We start from the raw sequence: 16,744 nt of genomic DNA on the forward strand, positions 1-16,744 counted from the left end.
ACCATGCTCAAGAATCGTTTGAAAGACCCCAGCCTTCTGGCAGAACTTGCCTACATCGACGGCCAGTGGACCGGCGCCGACAGCGCCGCGACCCTGGACGTCATCGACCCGGCCAGCGGCCAGTTGCTCGCCCGCGTACCCGCGATGCACGGCAGCGAAACCCGTCGCGCCATCGAAGCGGCCGAGCGTGCCTGGCCGGCGTGGCGTGCGCGCCCGGCGGCGGAACGTGCGGTGCTGCTGGAGCGCTGGTATCAGGCCATGATCGACAACCTCGACGACCTGGCATTGATCATGACCTGCGAACAGGGCAAGCCGCTCAACGAAGCCAAGGGCGAAATTCGCTACGGTGCCGGCTTCGTCAAATGGTTCGCCGAAGAAGCCCGGCGGGTCTACGGCGAAACCATGCCGGCTCCCAGCGGCGATCGCCGGCTGCTGACCCTCAAGCAACCGGTCGGCGTGTGCGCTGCGATCACCCCGTGGAACTTCCCCAACGCGATGATCACCCGCAAGTGTGCACCGGCCCTGGCTGCCGGGTGCCCGATCATCGTCAAGCCCTCGGAGCTGACACCGCTGTCGGCCCTGGCCCTGGCGGTGCTGGCCGAACGGGTCGGCATTCCGGCCGGGGTGTTCAACGTGGTCACCGGCCTGCCCGCTGGCATCGGCGAAGAACTCACCGGCAACACGACCGTGCGCAAGATTTCCTTCACCGGTTCCACCGCCGTGGGTCGCCTGCTGATGCGCCAGAGCGCCGAACACATCAAGCGCCTGAGCCTGGAGCTGGGCGGCAATGCGCCATTCATTGTGTTCGACGATGCCGACCTGGAGCAGGCAGTAGCCGGCCTCATGCTCAGCAAGTTTCGCAATGCCGGCCAGACCTGCGTCTGCGCCAACCGCATCCTGGTGCAGGACGGCATCTACGAACGCTTCGCCGCGCGCCTGGTGGAAGAGGTGGGCAAACTCAAGGTCGGCAATGGTCTGGACGCCGACGTCAGCATCGGCCCGCTGATCAACCCGGCGGCGGTGAGCAAGGTCGCCCGGCACATCGACGATGCCCTGAGCCAGGGTGCGCGCGTGCTCTGCGGCGGCATGCCCGAGGGCGACAGCCAGTTTGTCCAGCCGACGGTCCTTGGCGAAGCCCACGCCGGCATGCTGTTGGCCAACGAAGAAACCTTCGGCCCGGTGGCACCGTTGATGCGTTTCAGCGACGAAGCCGAAGCCCTCGCACTGGCCAATGCCACGCCTTATGGTTTGGGCGCCTACTATTTCACCCAGGACTTGCGTCGTTCATGGCGCTTCGGCGAGGCGCTGGAGTTCGGCATGGTCGGGCTCAACACCGGGATCATTTCCATGGAAGTCGCGCCGTTCGGCGGCATCAAGCAATCGGGCCTGGGCCGTGAAGGCAGCAAGTACGGCCTGGATGAATACCTTGAAGTCAAAGCCTTCCACATCGGCGGGCTGTAATTCACAGACACGGGGAGCCTCGATTGATGAGCAAGACATTCAGAATCGCCGCGATTGCCGGCGATGGCATCGGCAAGGAAGTGCTGCCGGAAGGGCTGCGGGTACTGGAGCAGGCCGCGAAGAAATGGCAACTGGAGTTGAGCATCGAGGTGCTCGACTGGGCCCACTGCGATTACTACCTGGAACACGGGCAGATGATGCCCGACGACTGGTTCGAACAACTCAAGGGCTTCGACGCGATTTACTTCGGCGCGGTGGGCTGGCCGGACAAGGTCCCGGACCATATTTCGCTGTGGGGTTCGCTGCTCAAGTTCCGCCGCGACTTCGACCAGTACGTGAATATCCGCCCGGTGCGCCTGTTTCCCGGGGTGCCGTGCCCCTTGGCCGGACGCAAGCCGGGGGACATCGATTTCGTGGTGATCCGCGAGAACACCGAGGGCGAGTATTCGTCGGTGGGCGGCAAGATGTTCGAAGGCACCGAACATGAATTCGTGCTGCAAGAGTCGGTGTTCACCCGGCGTGGCGTCGACCGGATTCTCAAGTTCGCCTTCGAGCTGGCCCAGACCCGGCCGCGCAAGCGCCTGACGGCGGCCACCAAGTCCAACGGCATCTCCATCAGCATGCCGTATTGGGACGAGCGCACGGCGTTGATGGCCGCGCAGTATCCGGACATCACCTGGGACAAGCAGCACATCGACATTCTGTGCGCGCGATTCGTGTTGCAGCCGGACCGGTTTGATGTGGTGGTGGCGTCGAACCTGTTCGGCGACATCCTCTCCGACCTCGGCCCGGCGTGCGCCGGCACCATCGGCATTGCACCCTCGGCCAACCTCGATCCCGAACGGCGTTTTCCATCGCTGTTCGAGCCGGTGCATGGCTCGGCGCCGGACATCTATGGGCAGAACATCGCCAACCCGATTGCGATGATCTGGTCCGGGGCCTTGATGCTCGATTTCCTGGGTAACGGTGATGAACGTTATCGCGCGGCCCATGACGGGATTCTGCAGGCGATCGAGCGGGTGATTGCCGAGGGGCCGATTACGCCGGATCTGGGTGGGAAGGGGTCGACGCAAGACGTTGGCAAGGCCATCGCCGACAATCTCTGAATCCACCGCGTAGCTAATGTGGGAGCGGGCTTGCTCGCGAAGGCGGAGTGTCAGTCGACATCAATATCGACTGACACTCCGCCTTCGCGAGCAAGCCCGCTCCCACATTGGATGAGTGTGTATTCAGTAGCCCTGGGTGCGGTCGATCTGGCCCTCCATTGGCTCACCCCGTTGATACCGTCGAATATTCTCCAGCAACACCCCGAACGCACTTTCCGGCTGAGTCATCGCGGCAATATGCGGTGTCAGCAGAATCTGCGGATGATCCCAGAACGGATGATCCTGCGCAGCCGGCTCCTGCTGCAGCACATCGATCACCGCACCGCTGAGCTGCCCGCTGTCCAGCGCCTCCAGCAGATCGCTTTCCACCAGATGTCCGCCACGGCCCATGTTGATCAGCGCCGCGCCCCGGGGCAGTTGCCGGAACAGCTGGCGATCGAGAATGCCCTGGGTCTGCCCGGTCAGCGGCAGCACGCACAACAGGATGTCGCACTGGCTGAGGAACGCCGGCAGTTGTTCCTTGCCGGCATAACACTCCACGCCCGGTACCTGGTGGGCGCTGCGGGCCCAGCCCGATAGCGCAAAACCCAGTGGCTGCAACGTCGCCAGAATCTGCCGGGCCTGGGTGCCGAGGCCCATGACCCCGACCCGGCGCGAGGCTGCCGGTTGCAGCAAGTGCGCCTGCCAGCACCGGGCCATCTGTTGCTGGCGATAACGCAACATGTCCCGGTGCAGGCTGAGCACGGCGAAGCTGGCGTACTCGCACATGCCGCGGGTGATGCCCGGGTCCAGCAGGCGCACCACCGGCAGGCTCGCCGGCAAGCGAGCGAGGTCCAGTTGATCGACCCCGGCGGACAAGGCGAACAGCACCTTCAAATTCGGCAGCAGCGCTTGCAGATCATCGGGCGCCTGCCATGCAGCGAGGTACTCGATGTCCCTGGGATCACCGATGTCCGGCCAGGCGCGCCATTCGATGTCCGGGGCGTGTCTGGCGAACAGCGCTTGCCACTGTTCGCCGCGCACAGGGTCAGCTTTATAAAGCAGGGCCATGGGCATTTCCTGAAAAGGCTGAAGGGGTTGTCCATCATCGCGCAATGTCGGCGCAGGATCTGTCGAAAGGGCCGGGTTAAACGGCTTGCGCGAGGTTCTATCGGTGAGTGGCCGGCAGATTCGGCGGGCTGAAGGAATCTGCCGTTTGGCGGGGTGAAAACAGTCGATCCGAATTTCTCAGGGGCCAAGTTCGGCGTAGATCGTTTCGCGCAAGCCTTAACCTGAACACCATCGCAACCACTTCCCGGTTGCCGGACTCACGATGGGAAATGCCATGAACAGCAAAGTCGACGAAACCCCTCATTTGCTCCGTCAGCGCGATCAGTTCGTGCCGCGTGGCCTGGTCACCGCTCACCCCTTGGTGATCGATCGCGCCCAGGGGGCCGAGTTGTGGGACGTGGATGGCAAGCGCTACCTGGACTTCGTCGGCGGCATCGGCGTGTTGAACATCGGCCACAACCATCCGAAGGTGGTCGCCGCGGTGCAGGCCCAGTTGCAGAAAGTCTCCCACGCCTGTTTTCAGGTGGTGGCCTATCAGCCGTATCTGGACCTGGCCCAGCGCTTGTGCGAAATGATCGGTGGCAAAGAAGCTTATAAGGCGGCGTTCTTCACCTCCGGCGCCGAAGCCGTGGAAAACGCGGTGAAGATCGCCCGTGCCCACACTAACCGCTCGGCGGTGATCGCCTTTCGCGGCGGCTTCCACGGCCGTACCTTGCTCGGCACCACGCTGACCGGCATGAGTCAGCCTTACAAACAGAACTTCGGCCCCTTCGCGCCGGAAGTGTTCCATACGCCGTATCCGAACGCTTATCGCGGTGTCAGCTGCGACATGGCCCTCAAGGCCCTCGACGAACTGCTGGCGACCCAGGTTGCCCCTGAGCGCGTGGCCGCAATCATCATCGAACCGGTGCAGGGCGATGGCGGTTTCCTCTCGGCACCGGCGGAGTTTCTCCAGGGCCTGCGTGCCCTGACCGAGAAGCACGGCATCGTGTTGATCCTCGATGAAATCCAGACCGGCTTCGGCCGTACCGGTAAATGGTTCGGTTTCCAGCACGCGGGCATCCAGCCGGACCTGGTCACCGTGGCCAAGAGCCTGGCCGGTGGCTTGCCGTTGTCGGGGGTGGTCGGCAAGGCCGCGATCATGGACGCGCCGCTGCCCGGTGGCCTGGGCGGCACCTACGGCGGTAACGCCTTGTCCTGCGCCGCGGCACTGGCAGTGATCGAAGCCTTCGAGCAAGAACAGCTGCTGGCCCGCGGCGAAGCACTGGGCGAGCGTTTGCGCCAGGGCTTGTTGCAGTTGCAGGCCCGTCACCGGCAAATCGGCGACGTACGCGGCACCGGCTTCATGCTGGCGATCGAGTTGATCAAGGATGACGAAGCCCGCACGCCGGACGCCGACCTCAACCAGCGCCTGATCGATGAAGCCCGGGCCGGTGGCCTGCTGGTGATCAAGTGCGGGGTGTACCGCAACGTGCTGCGTTTCCTCGCACCGTTGGTGGCCACCGAAGCGCAGGTCGACGAAGCCTTGCAGATTCTGCAAGCGGCATTGGCACGGGTCTTGAAATAAGCTCATGCCCGCGCTCGGGGCGGTGCTGCAACGCATCGCCCGTGAGCGTTTATGGAGCATGGATGGAATGAAATGCATCATCGGAGGCGTTGCGCACCATGGGGCTGACTGATTATCGAGCACTGCTCATCGATTGCGATGAGGTCCTGGTCGATCGGGATTCGGGGGTCTGGACCGCGCTGCAACCGCTGCTCGACAGCCGGGGCGGGCGTCCTGAAAAGGATCAGGTGCTGGCCGAATACGCCGAGGTGGTTCGGGGGCTTTATCCGCGTTTCGATGAGCTGGGGTTCAGTGGCTTATTGTGTTTCGCCCATCGGCAACTGGCCGAGCGCTGGGGATTGAAAGCAAGCTGGGAGGAGGGCATGAGCTTTGCCCGTTCGGTGGCCGGCTGGTCACTGTTCGAGGATGCGCCGGGTGCGATGCTGTACCTGCGCAAGTTCTACCGCCTGCTGGTGCAGGGCGACCGGGATGCCGAAGATCGCGGCCTGCTCTGTGAGCGCCTGGGGATCAGTCCTGAGGATTTCATTTCACTGGCCAGTGATCCCTTGCTCGATCCGCAGTGGCTGCAAGCCAACGAACTGCAAGCCGCTGACATCCTCCAGGTGACCCGACCTTCGGTCGGTCGACAGGCGGGCAGGGCCCTGTGCCTGATCTGTCGCGGGCGGGCAAAACAGCCGACCCCGTGCGCCGCGGATTACTGCATCAACAGCATGGCGGATCTGGTGGCGCAGCATCAGCTGTCTTTACGGCGCTGATTTTGCTAGAAGATTGTCTTACAAATGGCAGTCAGAGGTAGGCAATGGAAGGGTTAGTAAAACTGGACCGGATCGATATCAGCATTCTGGTCGAGCTGCAAAAGGACGGGCGCATGACCAACGTCAGCCTGGCCGATGCCGTAGGACTGTCGGCCAGCCCCTGTCTGCAACGGGTCAAGCGGCTGGAGTCGGCGGGGTATATTTCCAGCTACAAGGCGCACCTGAACCTGGCGAAGATCACCGACTCGGTCACGGTCTTTACTGAAATCACCTTGAGCGACCACAAGCGCGAAGACTTCGCCAAATTCGAATCCAACATCCGTCTGGTCGATGAGGTACTGGAGTGCCACCTGATCAGTGGTGGCTACGATTATCTGGTGCGCTTCATGACCCGCAGCATCCAGCATTATCAGGAAGTGGTCGAAAGCCTGCTGGACAAGAATATCGGCATCTCCAAGTACTTCAGCTACATCGTCATCAAGTCGCCGGTACTCAAGGACGGCGTGCCGCTGCGTAAACTTTTGCGTCACTGAGACATCCCCCACCCCCATTCCCATACAGCCCGCCGCGACTTTGAAAGAGGTGCGCGGCGGGCTGCTGTCAGTCAGTCAGTCAGTCAGTCAGTCAGTGCAATCCATGTGGGAGCGAGACCGGCTTGCCGGCGAAGGCGGAGTGTCAGTCGACATCAATATCGACTGACCGGACGCCTTCGCCGGCAAGCCGGTCTCGCTCCCACAGGTTGCGCATTCTGAAATGCACCTCGGTTGGACACGGTTCGCGCAGAACCACTCCTGGCGCTTCATGCTGGCGCAGTCCGCATAAACGGCTGTTTTCGAGCCGAAAACAGTTGCCGGTAGCGCTGTAAACGCTGAATTCGGAGCAACGTGCAAAAGGGCCTGCGTTGTAATGCGTTCAGAGAGAGGGGTGCGGATTGTGGCGTGGCTGTCGACCCGGCCAGGGCGGTTGCCACGATCCGCTGAATAACACCAATCGGAGCGTAAAAAAATGCGAATGAGCAACGCAAAGGCATTATTGGGTTTTGGCGTCTTCATGCTGGCGAGCAGCAGCGAGGCGCATCAGATCTGGTACGAACAACCACCCGGCCAGTCACTGGCGCTGTACTACGGGGAATACGACAAGAACATCCTGGAAGTGACGCCGGGCGGGATGGACCGCTTCCAGCAACTCAAGGGTTGGTCGGTGAGCAACCCTCAGCCGTTGACGCTGACCTTGCAGCGCCAGGCTTTTGCGGTGGCCCATCAAACCAAAACCGATGACTCGCTGCTGGCCCAGGACCCGCACTATCCGATCTTTGATTTGCATGAGGCCGACAAAACCCTGAAGGCGCACTGGACGCCGGCGACCCGCTGGGTCGGTGACTTGCGCGCGCGGACTCCGGAATTGACCCTGGACATCGTCCCTACCGGCATCGTTGACGGAAACAAGGCGCAGTTCCAAGTGTTCTATTCGGAAAAACCTCTTCCAGATCAGGATGTTATGCTGGAAACAGGCTCCGGTGAGGTCGTTACCCGGCGCACCGATGCGACCGGCAAGGTCAGCTTCGATTTGCCATGGCAGGGCACGTACGTGGTGGCCGTCGAATACAAGGACCGCACCCCCGGCGAGCGCGTCAGTCCCCAAGGCAAGACCGAGCCATTCGACCTGAAGAGCTTCAGTTCGACCCTGTCGTTCTATCGAACGCAGGGCCAGGCGCCGTTGCCCCGGGCTCCGTCGCAACTGCCGGCATCGGAAGTCGCCCGGCTGAAGAAACAGGCCTGATCCTGCTGTCGTCCATCGACCTTTACATGAGTGACTGATATGTCCCTATCTTCAGGATTGGCAGGGCAGGCGGGAACCGTTTCCCCTGCACTTGCAAACAGTGCCGTCAAGGCCAACACCCGGATGCTGGCAATCGACGCCCTGCGCGGTTTCGTCATGCTGCTGATGCTGATCGACCACGTGCGCGAAACCTTTCTGCTGCACCTGCAAGTGACTGATCCGATCGATGCCTTGAGCGTCACGCCGGACCTGTACTTCACCCGCATGCTCAGCGAAATCTGCGCCCCGGCATTCATCTTCCTCACCGGTCTGTCGGCCTGGCTCTACAGTCAGAAACACACAGCGAAGGAAACCTCGGTGTTCCTGCTCAAGCGCGGGCTGTTCCTGGTGTTTCTCGAAGTCACCTTCGTCTGCTTCGCCTGGAACGCCGAGTTTCCGCCCAAGACCCTGTGGCTGCAGGTGATCTGGTGCATCGGCATCTGCATGATCGTGCTCGCCGGGCTGCTGCACTTCAAACGCAGCTGGCTGATCGTGCTCGGGGTGGCCATCGTTGCCGGGCACAACTTGCTCGACGGCGTGACCGTGGGGCCTGAGTCGCCGTTCTTCGTGCCCTGGTCGATCCTGCATCAGCGGGTGTTCATCGATATCACCGAATTCACCCGGGCCCGCACCACATACCCGGTATTGCCCTGGATCGGTGTGATCCTGCTGGGTTGGGGCATCGGCCCGTGGTTCGGCAAGGACATGCCGTCGGCCGAGCGCAATTCCCGGCTGCTGAAACTGGGCTTCGGCTTGCTGGTGGCGTTCGTGTTCATTCGTTACCTGAACGTCTATGGCGAGAAACCCTGGGTGCGGACGGGTGATTCGCTGCGCACTTTCATGAGCTTCATGAGCGCGAAGAAGTATCCGCCGTCGCTGATGTTCCTGATGCCGACGATCGGCCTGTCGCTGATCCTGCTGGCGTGGTTCGAGAAACTGCAAGAGCGCTGGTCCATCGCCACCCTGGCGATCTACGGCGGCGCGCCGATGTTCTTCTACTTGCTGCACCTGTATGTGCTCAAGGCCATGTACCTGGTGGCCGTTTCGATCTGGGGCGCCAATCAGGGCGCTTACTACGGCTTCGACAATTTGCCGACGGTGTGGCTGTGGAGCGTGATCCTCGGGGTGTTGCTGTTCTTCCCGACGCGCTGGTTCGCCAACCTCAAGCAGCGCCGCCGCGACATCGCGATCCTCAAATACCTCTGACGTGCCCAAAGGGTGTCCCCCGATCGGCGGGACACCTTGCCAACCCCGATTTTCCTGGAGTTGCACTGTGAAAACCCTATCGACGCATACCCTGCTTCTGGCATTGGGCGGGCAGTCCCTGCTCGCCCTGGCCTCGGAGCAAGACACCGCCAAAGGCTTTGTCGAGGACAGCCAATGGAGCCTGCTCAACCGCAGCCTCTACGATCGGCGCGACTATCAACACGGCTCGCTGAGCAATGGCGCACGCAATGCCTACAAACCCCGAAGCGAACGCAGTGACCTGGCCGAGGAGTGGGGTTACGGCCTGATGGCCGATTACACCTCCGGCTATACCACCGGCACCCTGGGCGTGGGCCTGGACGCCCATGTGTATTCCGGCTGGCAACTGGACAGCGGCGGCGGTCGGGCCGGCAAGGCGCGGGTGCTGGGTGTGGACAATGACGGGCATCCCAAGGATGAATTCAGTCGCGGCGGCGCGGTGGCCAAACTGCGCTTGTCCTCGACGGAGTTGCGCTACGGCGAGCAGCGGGTGAAAACCCCGGTGTTCGGCTCATCCGACAGTCGCCTGCTGCCGGAAACCGCCACAGGCTGGCTGCTGACCAGCCGTGAACTGCCCGCCACCACCCTGTACGGCGGGCACTTCAACGAGAGTACCGACCGCAACGCCAGCAGTCACGACCGAGGATTTGTGGTCAATTACTCCAACGGCAGGCAGGGCAACAGCTTCGATCTGGTGGGGGTACGCAACACGGCGGTCAAAGGCCTCAGTGCCAGCCTGTTCAGCGCAGTCTACGACGACACCTGGCGCCAGCATTACCTGGGGGCGCTCTACACCCGGCCGTTGGCGCCGGGCCAGGAGTTGATCTTCGACCTCAATCTGTATCGGACTCAGGACACCGGCAAAGCCTTGTCCGGCCGCATCGACAACACCACCTGGAGTTTGCTCTCGACCTACAAGATCGGCTCTCACAGCTTTGGCCTGGGGTATCAGAAGGTCGATGGCGACACGCCTTACGACTATGTGACCCGTGGCGCGATCTATCTGAGCAATGCCGTGGCGCTGTCCGACTTCAACGCCCCCGAAGAAGCGTCGTGGCTAGCCCGCTACGATTTGAACCTGGCCGGCTATGGCATTCCCGGGCTGAGCTTCAGTGCACTGTACGTACGCGGCAGCGGCATCGATGGCAGTCATATGGACCCCAACGGTGGCTACAAGTGGCTGGGCTACGGGCAGGGCGGCAAGCACTGGGAACGCGATCTGCAGGCCAGGTACGTGGTGCAGTCGGGGGTGGCGAAGAACCTGGCGTTTTCCTTGCGGCATGCAGTGCATCGCGGGAACACGGCCCAGGCCGAACTGGACGCCAATCAGATTCGCCTGGCGGTCGAGTATCCGTTGGGCGGGAAGTTCTAAAGCGCGGATCCCCGGCGGGAAGGGGCCCAACCTTGTTCAGGTTGGGCCCTTTGATCACTGATCCTTTTCGCAGTTCACCATCCACGACACGCCAAACCGATCGACCAGCATGCCGAAGCGCGCCGCCCAGAACGTGGCTTCCAGTGGCATTTGCACCTTGCCGTCTTCGGCCAGCGCCGTGAACACGCGCTCCGCCTCGGCAATGCTCTCGACATTCAGCGAGACCGAACAACCGGCCATTTCATCCGCGGGACGGTCCGGTGTGGTGTCCGAGCCCATGATCGCCTGGTCGCCCACCGACAGGCGGGTGTGGATGATCAGGTTGTGCAAATCCGCGGGAAAGTGTTCGCGCGCCGGGCTTTCACCGAAGGTCATCATCATTTCGATCTGGCCTTGCAGGGCTTGGGCATAGAAGGTGAAGGCGGCTTTGCAATCGTCATTGAAGATGAGGTAGGGATTGATTTTCATGTTTCAGCTCCCGGTCATTGAGGGTACACATCGGTTGACCGTTTGCCTGGCCAGTGACTTCCGATGTGTTTCGACTCGGGTAGCAAAGCCTTAAAACGCAGCGGGCGGTTGGGTTTTTTTAGATGTTTTTTCTATGGACGAGGCAAGGCTTATTGCCTCGGGCGCGCGTCGCGGCGCGAGCACACGCTCGATGGCGCCGCGCACCAGGCTTTCCAGCAATTCATCGCGCTCCGGTTCATCCAGCGCAGGCTGCGCCAGCCAGCTGGGCGCGCTGTTGAGCAAGGCAGCAATCGCATGCCCGGCGGCCCGCCGGCCCTGTTCACTGAACCGCGACCGAGTACCGAGCATCTGCAGCAATTTGCATTCGTACTGCTCGCGCAGTTGCCGCACCCGTTGCTGTTGCTCTTCGTTCAGGCAGCCGCTGTCGCGCTCCACCAGACGAAAATGCCAGGGCATCTCCTGATGCAGGTTCACATGCGCGCGGATCAGCGCCTGCAGTTTGTCGCGCTTGGCCGGAGCCTGTTGGGCGATGCGCCCCAGGGTGGCCAGCAGCTCTTCGTAGAACTCTTCGATCAGATCAAGCAGCAAGTGCTGCTTGCTGGGGTAATGGTGATACAACGATCCCGGGGACAGCCCCAGGCAGGTCGCGAGCTCACGCATGCCGACCTGGCCGAACCCCTTGCTGGCGAACAGTTCCAGGACTTTGTCCCGGTACTCGGTGAAACGTGAACAACGCTCAGGCATAGGCATGGAAGCCGCGCCCCGTTTTGCGTCCCAGGTAACCGGCAGCGACCATTTCCTTGAGCAGCGGAGCAGGGCGGTATTTGCTGTCGTTGAAGCCATCGTAGAAGGCCTCGAGAATCGCCAGCACGGTGTCCAGGCCGATCAGGTCCGCCAGGGCCAGCGGGCCGATGGGCTGGTTGCAACCCAGGCGCATGCCGGCGTCGATCTCTTCGGCACTGGCCAGGCCTTCCTGCAGCACCAGGATCGCTTCGTTGATCATCGGCACCAGGATCCGGTTGACCACGAAGCCCGGACGGTTGCCGGCGGTGATCGCGGTCTTGCCGAGGGTGGTGGCCATGTCCAGCGCCAGGGCGTGGGTCGCGTCGCTGGTTTGCAGGCCGCGGATCACTTCGATCAGGCCCATCACCGGCACCGGGTTGAAGAAGTGCAGGCCGATGAAACGCTCGGGCTGGCTGACGCTGGCGGCGAGTTGGGTGATAGACAGCGATGAGGTGTTGGAAGCGATCACGCAGTCGGGGCTGACCTGCGCGGCAATCTGTTGCAGCACGCGCAGTTTCAGCTCGAGGTTTTCGGTGGCGGCTTCGATCACCAGTTGCACATTCTGCAGGCTGCTGTAGTCGGTGCTGGTGCGGATCTTGTCGAGGGTGGCGAGCTTTTGCTCCTGGGTCAGGGTGTCCTTGGCGATCTGCCGATCGAGATTTTTGCCGACCGTCGCGATGGCCTTTTGCAGGGCGCTGTCGGAAATGTCGATCAAGGTCACGTTGAAACCGGCCAGGGCGCAGACTTGCGCAATGCCATTGCCCATGGTGCCGGCACCGATCACGCCAATATCTTGCAGTTTCATGATTGTGTCCTTGCGCTCAAACCTTGCGATACCTTGGCCGCCGCAACGGCCGAAGGCGTACTATTGGCCACGAGTCTAGAGCCGGCAGGGCGGTTGTCCTATGCCGAAACTGTTCAACGGCACTGATGTTTTTTGCCATTCGGGTGATGGGGAGAGAAGCGTTCACATGCGGGAAAAGGACTCGGTAGCCGCCTACTTCGTACAGGCAATGATCCATGGGTTGGGAGACGATCCACAGCGCCGGAAGGTTGCGCTGGAACAGGCGGGCATCGACTCTCTATCGATCGCGCAACCCACGGCGCGGGTTCCTGCCAGTGCGTTTGCCGCGCTGTGGCTGATCCAGATTCGCGAACTCGACGACGAATTCTTTGGCCTCGACTCCCATGGCATGCCGCCGGGCAGCTTCGCCCTGATCTGCCGGGCGCTGATTCAGGAGCCCGACCTGCACAAAGCCATGCGCCAGTGCCTGGTCAACTTCGCCCTGTTCCTGCGGGACTTTCGCGGCACCCTGACTGTGCGCGGCAAACGGGCGGTCATCAGCCTGGAAACCCGCGCGCAAAACGACGACCTCGCACGCTTGGGCGAGGAGACGTTCCTGGTGTTGATGATCAGCCTGCTGTGCTGGCTGGGCGGTCGACGCATCCCCATCGATCGCGCGGACTTTCGCCATCAGCGCGTTCCCCTCAGCGATGACCATTTGCTCTGGGGGCCCAACCTGACCTTCGGCGCCGAACGCACCGAGATCGAATTTGCCAGTCATTACCTGCGCTTGCCGGTGATTCAGGACCTGGCCTCGTTGAAAGTATTCCTGCGCACCGCACCGCAATGGCTGGTGATCCGCTTCCGCAACCAGCACGGCCTGGCGTCGCAGGTTCATCAGCGCCTGCGCCACAGCCATTACAGCGAATGGCCGACCTTGCAGGCCTTCGCCCTGGAACAGCACCTGAGCCCCAGCACCTTCCGCCGCAAACTGGAGCGCGAAGGCTGTTCGTACCAGGAGATCAAAGATGAAGTGCGGCGTGGGGTGGCATTCGAGCAGTTGCGCCAGAGCAAGGCGAGCATCGGCGATATTGCCGAGCGGTTGGGGTTTCAGGAGCCGAGTGCGTTTCATCGGGCGTTCAAGAAATGGACGGGGGAAAGTCCGGGGCGCTATCGGGCGCGGTTTCAGGGTGAATTGTCAGAAGGCTCTGACAGACCGATCTGATTAAGCGCGACCCCGATGTTTTCGGCGGTTTCGGGCTGTAGAGTCGCAGCTCCTAGTCTCTGTTCAACGCTGTTTGCAACAAGGACGCTGACCCCAAGGAACTGGAGCCTGTCGATGACCGATATTGAAAACATTCCCCCGAGAACCGTAAACCCGACACCCGATCGCTTTAGCCGATTGAGTAAAAGCCTGTTGTGGCTCAATGAGCGCGCCTGGCCATTGACCCTGGCCATACTGCTCACTGCCGGGGTGTACCTGTATCAATACATTCAGGAAGAAAAGATCCCGCTGAGTATCACCTCTTCAGCCGTCATCTCTGCACTGCCGGTCATGTCCGCGATACTCGTGTTCATCATTTCGGTGCTGGTGGCTTTTGTCCTGTTGCCGATTTTCGTCCTGTTTCATCGATTGAATGATTCCGGCAAGCGCCTGAGCGACGAGCTCACCCTTGATCAAACCTCTGCCGAACACAGGGCGCGCCACCGTCGTATGTTATGGCGCTGGGGCGGAAGCCTATTGCTCCTCGGGACTTTCTGCGCAGTGCTCAGCGTCATCGGCTCTCAGGTGACGGGCAACTGGTACTGGGGCACCGCGGCGGTAGTGGGTACGGGGCTGACGATTGCCTGTTACTGCTGGCTGATGACGCGCGGTGTGGAAGGCCCGGTGTCGATGGATTTTCGCATTGCGTGTGTGATGTCCGCCTTTGTTCAGGTGGTCGTGATTCTCAATGTCACGATGGTGGCGATCGACATCGCCGGCCAATACGTCAGTAACCTGTGGTGGCTGGTGCCGCTGATGCTGGTGGAATTGCTGGCGGTCTGGATGATCCAGCTCCTGGGTGCGTTGTTCGTGGTCAAGATGCGCAGCCATGACAACCCGGTGGCCCTGGTGGCGTCCGCCGTCATGGTCCTGGTCATCGTCCTGGGCTTGTTTCCGACCTCAGGCGCCAAGCTGGGCGGGTTTGCCTTTCAAGTCTCGGCCTCCGGCGCACGCAATTGCACCCTCATGAATTTCGCCCCCGAGAGCAAAGGGCTCGAGGCACTCACGGATCCCGACAGGCCGGGCTTCAGTCGCCCGTTACGCGTCATTGCCGAGGCAGACGGTATTTACTTTGTGCGCCTGTGGAAGACCGACTCCAAGGCGGTGCAGTTTGTACCTCGTGCCAGTCTGGTGGGCGTTGATGTCTGCCCGCGCGCTACGCCAAAAACTGCTTCCTCTGCAGCACCCGCGCCAATCCCTGGCTGAAGTACCATGGCGCATTGTTGTCATCGCCAAGCCGGGTCCAGCGCCGTATGCCAGTTGCTCTTAACCGCGTCACTTCCTTGCTCGACCAGGCCAGGCGCGCCTTACTCCTGGTCTGGGGAACCTCACGCGGATTATTCCTAGGCCTGGTGCTGGCAACGCTGATCGCCGGTGTGCTTCCAGCGCTGGCCGCCTGGCTGGGCCAGCGCATCGTCGATGCGGTGGTCTTCGCCATGCAATTGCATGCGCAGCAGGGCAGTGCGCCGTTGTGGCCGGTGGTGCGTTATGTGCTGTTTGAAGCCGGTGTGCTGGCGTTGCTGTCCGGGACCCAGCGGGCGTTGTCGGTCCAGCAGTCGCTGTTGCGGGTGCAGCTGGGGCAGAAGGTCAACACGATGATTCTGGAGAAGGCCCAGACATTGTCGCTGGTGCAGTTCGAGAATTCCGAGTTCTACGACAAGCTGGTGCGGGTCCGGCGCGAGGCCTCGACCCGGCCGTTGGCGCTGGTGATGAAGTCGTTGGGGCTGATCCAGAACCTGATCGTGTTGATCAGCTTCGGCGTGTTGCTGGTGCATTTTTCGCCGTGGGCGCTGGTGCTGCTGGTGGTCGGCGCGTTGCCGGTGTTCTTTGCCGAAGCGCACTTTTCCGGGGATGCCTTCCGCCTGTTCACCCGCCGTGCGCCCGAGAGTCGCCAGCAAAATTACATCGAGACGCTGCTGTCCCACGAAGGCTATATCAAAGAGGTCAAGCTGTTCGGTTTTGCGCCGCTGCTGTTGAAGCGTTATCGCGAGACGTTCGCCCGTCTCTATGCCGAAGACCGGCGGTTGACGCTGCGCCGTGATGGCTGGGGTTTCGGGTTGGGGCTGCTGGGCACCGCTGCGTTTTACCTGGCGTATGCCTGGGTGGTGGTCGATACCGTCCATGGCAGCATCAGCCTCGGCCAGATGACCATGTACCTGGTGTTGTTCAAGCAGGGGCAGACGGCGGTGAGCAGCAGCCTCAGCGCCATCAGCGGTCTTTATGAGGATGGGCTCTATCTGTCGAGTCTCTATGAATACCTGGCCGAACCGGTGGTGGTCGATACCGGCAGCCTGACGGTGGGCGCGGTGCCCGGCGATGGTTTGCGTTTCGAGAACGTCGGTTTCCGTTATCCGGGTGCCAGTCGCGCCGCGCTGGAAGGCATCGATCTGCACCTGGTGCCTGGACACAGTGTGGCGCTGGTGGGGGAGAACGGTTCGGGCAAGACCACGCTGATCAAACTGCTGGCCCGTCTGTACCGTCCCGATCAGGGCCGGATATTGCTGGACGGCAGCGATCTGCAGACGTGGGAAGAAGACGCGCTGCGTCGCCGCATCGGCGTGATTTTTCAGGACTACATCCGTTACCAGTTCTCGGTCGGCGAGAACATCGGCGTCGGCGACACCCTGGCCTTCAACGATGAACAGCGTTGGCAGGAGGCTGCCGCGGAGGGCATGGCTGCGCCCTTTATCGAACGCCTGGATCGCGGTTATGCCACGCAGTTGGGCCGCTGGTTCGCCGGTGGGCAGGAACTGTCCGGCGGGCAATGGCAGAAAATCGCCTTGTCCCGCGCCTACATGCGCCGCGAGGCCGACATCCTGATTCTCGATGAGCCGACCTCGGCGCTCGACCCGGCGGCGGAAGCGGCGGTGTTCGAGCATTTCAGCGAGCACACCGAAGGCCGCATGACCTTACTGATTTCCCACCGCTTTTCCAGCGTGCGCAATGCCGATCACATCATCGTGCTGGACCAGGGTGCGATCCTGGAGCGAGGGGACCACGACAGTCTGGTGGCGGCGGGCGGGCGCTATGCGCAGTTGTTCAACCTGCAGGCCAAGGGTTATCGCTGAGCC

Annotated in this window: 15 protein-coding genes; 11 read left to right on the forward strand and 4 right to left on the reverse strand. The window is 61.8% G+C overall.

The window, feature by feature from the left end:
- Nucleotides 1-3 precede the first annotated feature (3 nt).
- Both ACA067_RS11370 and ACA067_RS11375 read left to right on the forward strand, forming a co-directional pair.
- Nucleotides 4-1,461 (forward strand): NAD-dependent succinate-semialdehyde dehydrogenase, encoded by a 1,458-nt coding sequence (locus tag ACA067_RS11370; protein ID WP_497461837.1) that lies wholly within the window; start codon nt 4-6, stop codon nt 1,459-1,461.
- Nucleotides 1,462-1,487: 26 nt separating this feature from the next.
- On the forward strand, nt 1,488-2,567 hold the full coding sequence (locus tag ACA067_RS11375) for a tartrate dehydrogenase (protein WP_497461838.1): 1,080 nt from the start codon (nt 1,488-1,490) through the stop codon (nt 2,565-2,567).
- A gap of 123 nt (nt 2,568-2,690) precedes the next feature.
- On the opposite strand, the gene ACA067_RS11380 is transcribed toward ACA067_RS11375, so the two are convergent.
- Nucleotides 2,691-3,617 (reverse strand): 2-hydroxyacid dehydrogenase, encoded by a 927-nt coding sequence (locus ACA067_RS11380; RefSeq protein WP_497461839.1) that lies wholly within the window; start codon nt 3,615-3,617, stop codon nt 2,691-2,693.
- 274 nt (nt 3,618-3,891) lie between these two features.
- Between ACA067_RS11380 and gabT the strand changes: the two genes are divergently transcribed.
- The 6 genes from gabT (at nt 3,892) to ACA067_RS11410 (ending at nt 10,374) form a co-directional block, all read left to right on the forward strand.
- Nucleotides 3,892-5,184 (forward strand): 4-aminobutyrate--2-oxoglutarate transaminase, encoded by a 1,293-nt coding sequence (gene gabT / locus ACA067_RS11385; RefSeq protein ID WP_497461840.1) that lies wholly within the window; start codon nt 3,892-3,894, stop codon nt 5,182-5,184.
- 98 nt (nt 5,185-5,282) lie between these two features.
- Nucleotides 5,283-5,939, forward strand: a complete 657-nt coding sequence (locus ACA067_RS11390) for an HAD family hydrolase (RefSeq protein ID WP_497461841.1) — start codon at nt 5,283-5,285, stop codon at nt 5,937-5,939.
- Nucleotides 5,940-5,983: 44 nt separating this feature from the next.
- Nucleotides 5,984-6,472 carry an Lrp/AsnC family transcriptional regulator gene (locus ACA067_RS11395; protein WP_003174918.1) on the forward strand — a complete coding sequence of 163 codons (489 nt, stop codon included), beginning with the start codon at nt 5,984-5,986 and terminating at the stop codon, nt 6,470-6,472.
- A gap of 478 nt (nt 6,473-6,950) precedes the next feature.
- Nucleotides 6,951-7,718, forward strand: coding sequence for a DUF4198 domain-containing protein (locus tag ACA067_RS11400; protein ID WP_497461842.1), 768 nt, complete (start codon nt 6,951-6,953; stop codon nt 7,716-7,718).
- A 39-nt stretch (nt 7,719-7,757) separates the two neighbouring features.
- The gene (locus ACA067_RS11405; protein ID WP_497461843.1) at nt 7,758-8,963 is read left to right on the forward strand and encodes an acetyltransferase domain-containing protein; all 1,206 of its coding nucleotides are present in this window, start codon (nt 7,758-7,760) and stop codon (nt 8,961-8,963) included.
- Between the two features lie 67 nt (nt 8,964-9,030).
- Nucleotides 9,031-10,374 carry an OprD family porin gene (locus tag ACA067_RS11410; protein ID WP_497461844.1) on the forward strand — a complete coding sequence of 448 codons (1,344 nt, stop codon included), beginning with the start codon at nt 9,031-9,033 and terminating at the stop codon, nt 10,372-10,374.
- 54 nt (nt 10,375-10,428) lie between these two features.
- Here the strand turns inward: ACA067_RS11410 and ACA067_RS11415 are convergent, their stop codons facing one another.
- From ACA067_RS11415 to ACA067_RS11425, 3 genes are all read right to left on the reverse strand, one after another.
- Nucleotides 10,429-10,842: a VOC family protein gene (locus tag ACA067_RS11415; RefSeq protein ID WP_497461845.1), complete on the reverse strand. Its 414-nt coding sequence runs from the start codon at nt 10,840-10,842 to the stop codon at nt 10,429-10,431.
- 90 nt (nt 10,843-10,932) lie between these two features.
- The gene (locus ACA067_RS11420) at nt 10,933-11,592 is read right to left on the reverse strand and encodes a TetR/AcrR family transcriptional regulator (protein WP_497461846.1); all 660 of its coding nucleotides are present in this window, start codon (nt 11,590-11,592) and stop codon (nt 10,933-10,935) included.
- Nucleotides 11,579-12,430: a 3-hydroxybutyryl-CoA dehydrogenase gene (locus tag ACA067_RS11425; protein ID WP_497461847.1), complete on the reverse strand. Its 852-nt coding sequence runs from the start codon at nt 12,428-12,430 to the stop codon at nt 11,579-11,581. Before ACA067_RS11425 ends, ACA067_RS11420 begins: the two co-directional genes overlap by 14 nt.
- Before the next feature lie 166 nt (nt 12,431-12,596).
- Between ACA067_RS11425 and ACA067_RS11430 the strand changes: the two genes are divergently transcribed.
- The 3 genes from ACA067_RS11430 to ACA067_RS11440 all read left to right on the forward strand — a co-directional run bounded on the left by ACA067_RS11430 (nt 12,597) and on the right by ACA067_RS11440 (nt 16,741).
- Nucleotides 12,597-13,634 carry an AraC family transcriptional regulator gene (locus ACA067_RS11430; RefSeq protein WP_497461848.1) on the forward strand — a complete coding sequence of 346 codons (1,038 nt, stop codon included), beginning with the start codon at nt 12,597-12,599 and terminating at the stop codon, nt 13,632-13,634.
- Nucleotides 13,635-13,748: 114 nt separating this feature from the next.
- Nucleotides 13,749-14,879, forward strand: a complete 1,131-nt coding sequence (locus ACA067_RS11435) for a hypothetical protein (RefSeq protein ID WP_497461849.1) — start codon at nt 13,749-13,751, stop codon at nt 14,877-14,879.
- A 47-nt stretch (nt 14,880-14,926) separates the two neighbouring features.
- Nucleotides 14,927-16,741 (forward strand): ABC transporter ATP-binding protein, encoded by a 1,815-nt coding sequence (locus ACA067_RS11440; RefSeq protein ID WP_497461850.1) that lies wholly within the window; start codon nt 14,927-14,929, stop codon nt 16,739-16,741.
- The last annotated feature ends 3 nt before the right edge of the window (nt 16,742-16,744 follow it).

The sequence above is a fragment of the Pseudomonas sp. LBUM1674 genome, from assembly GCF_059695635.1.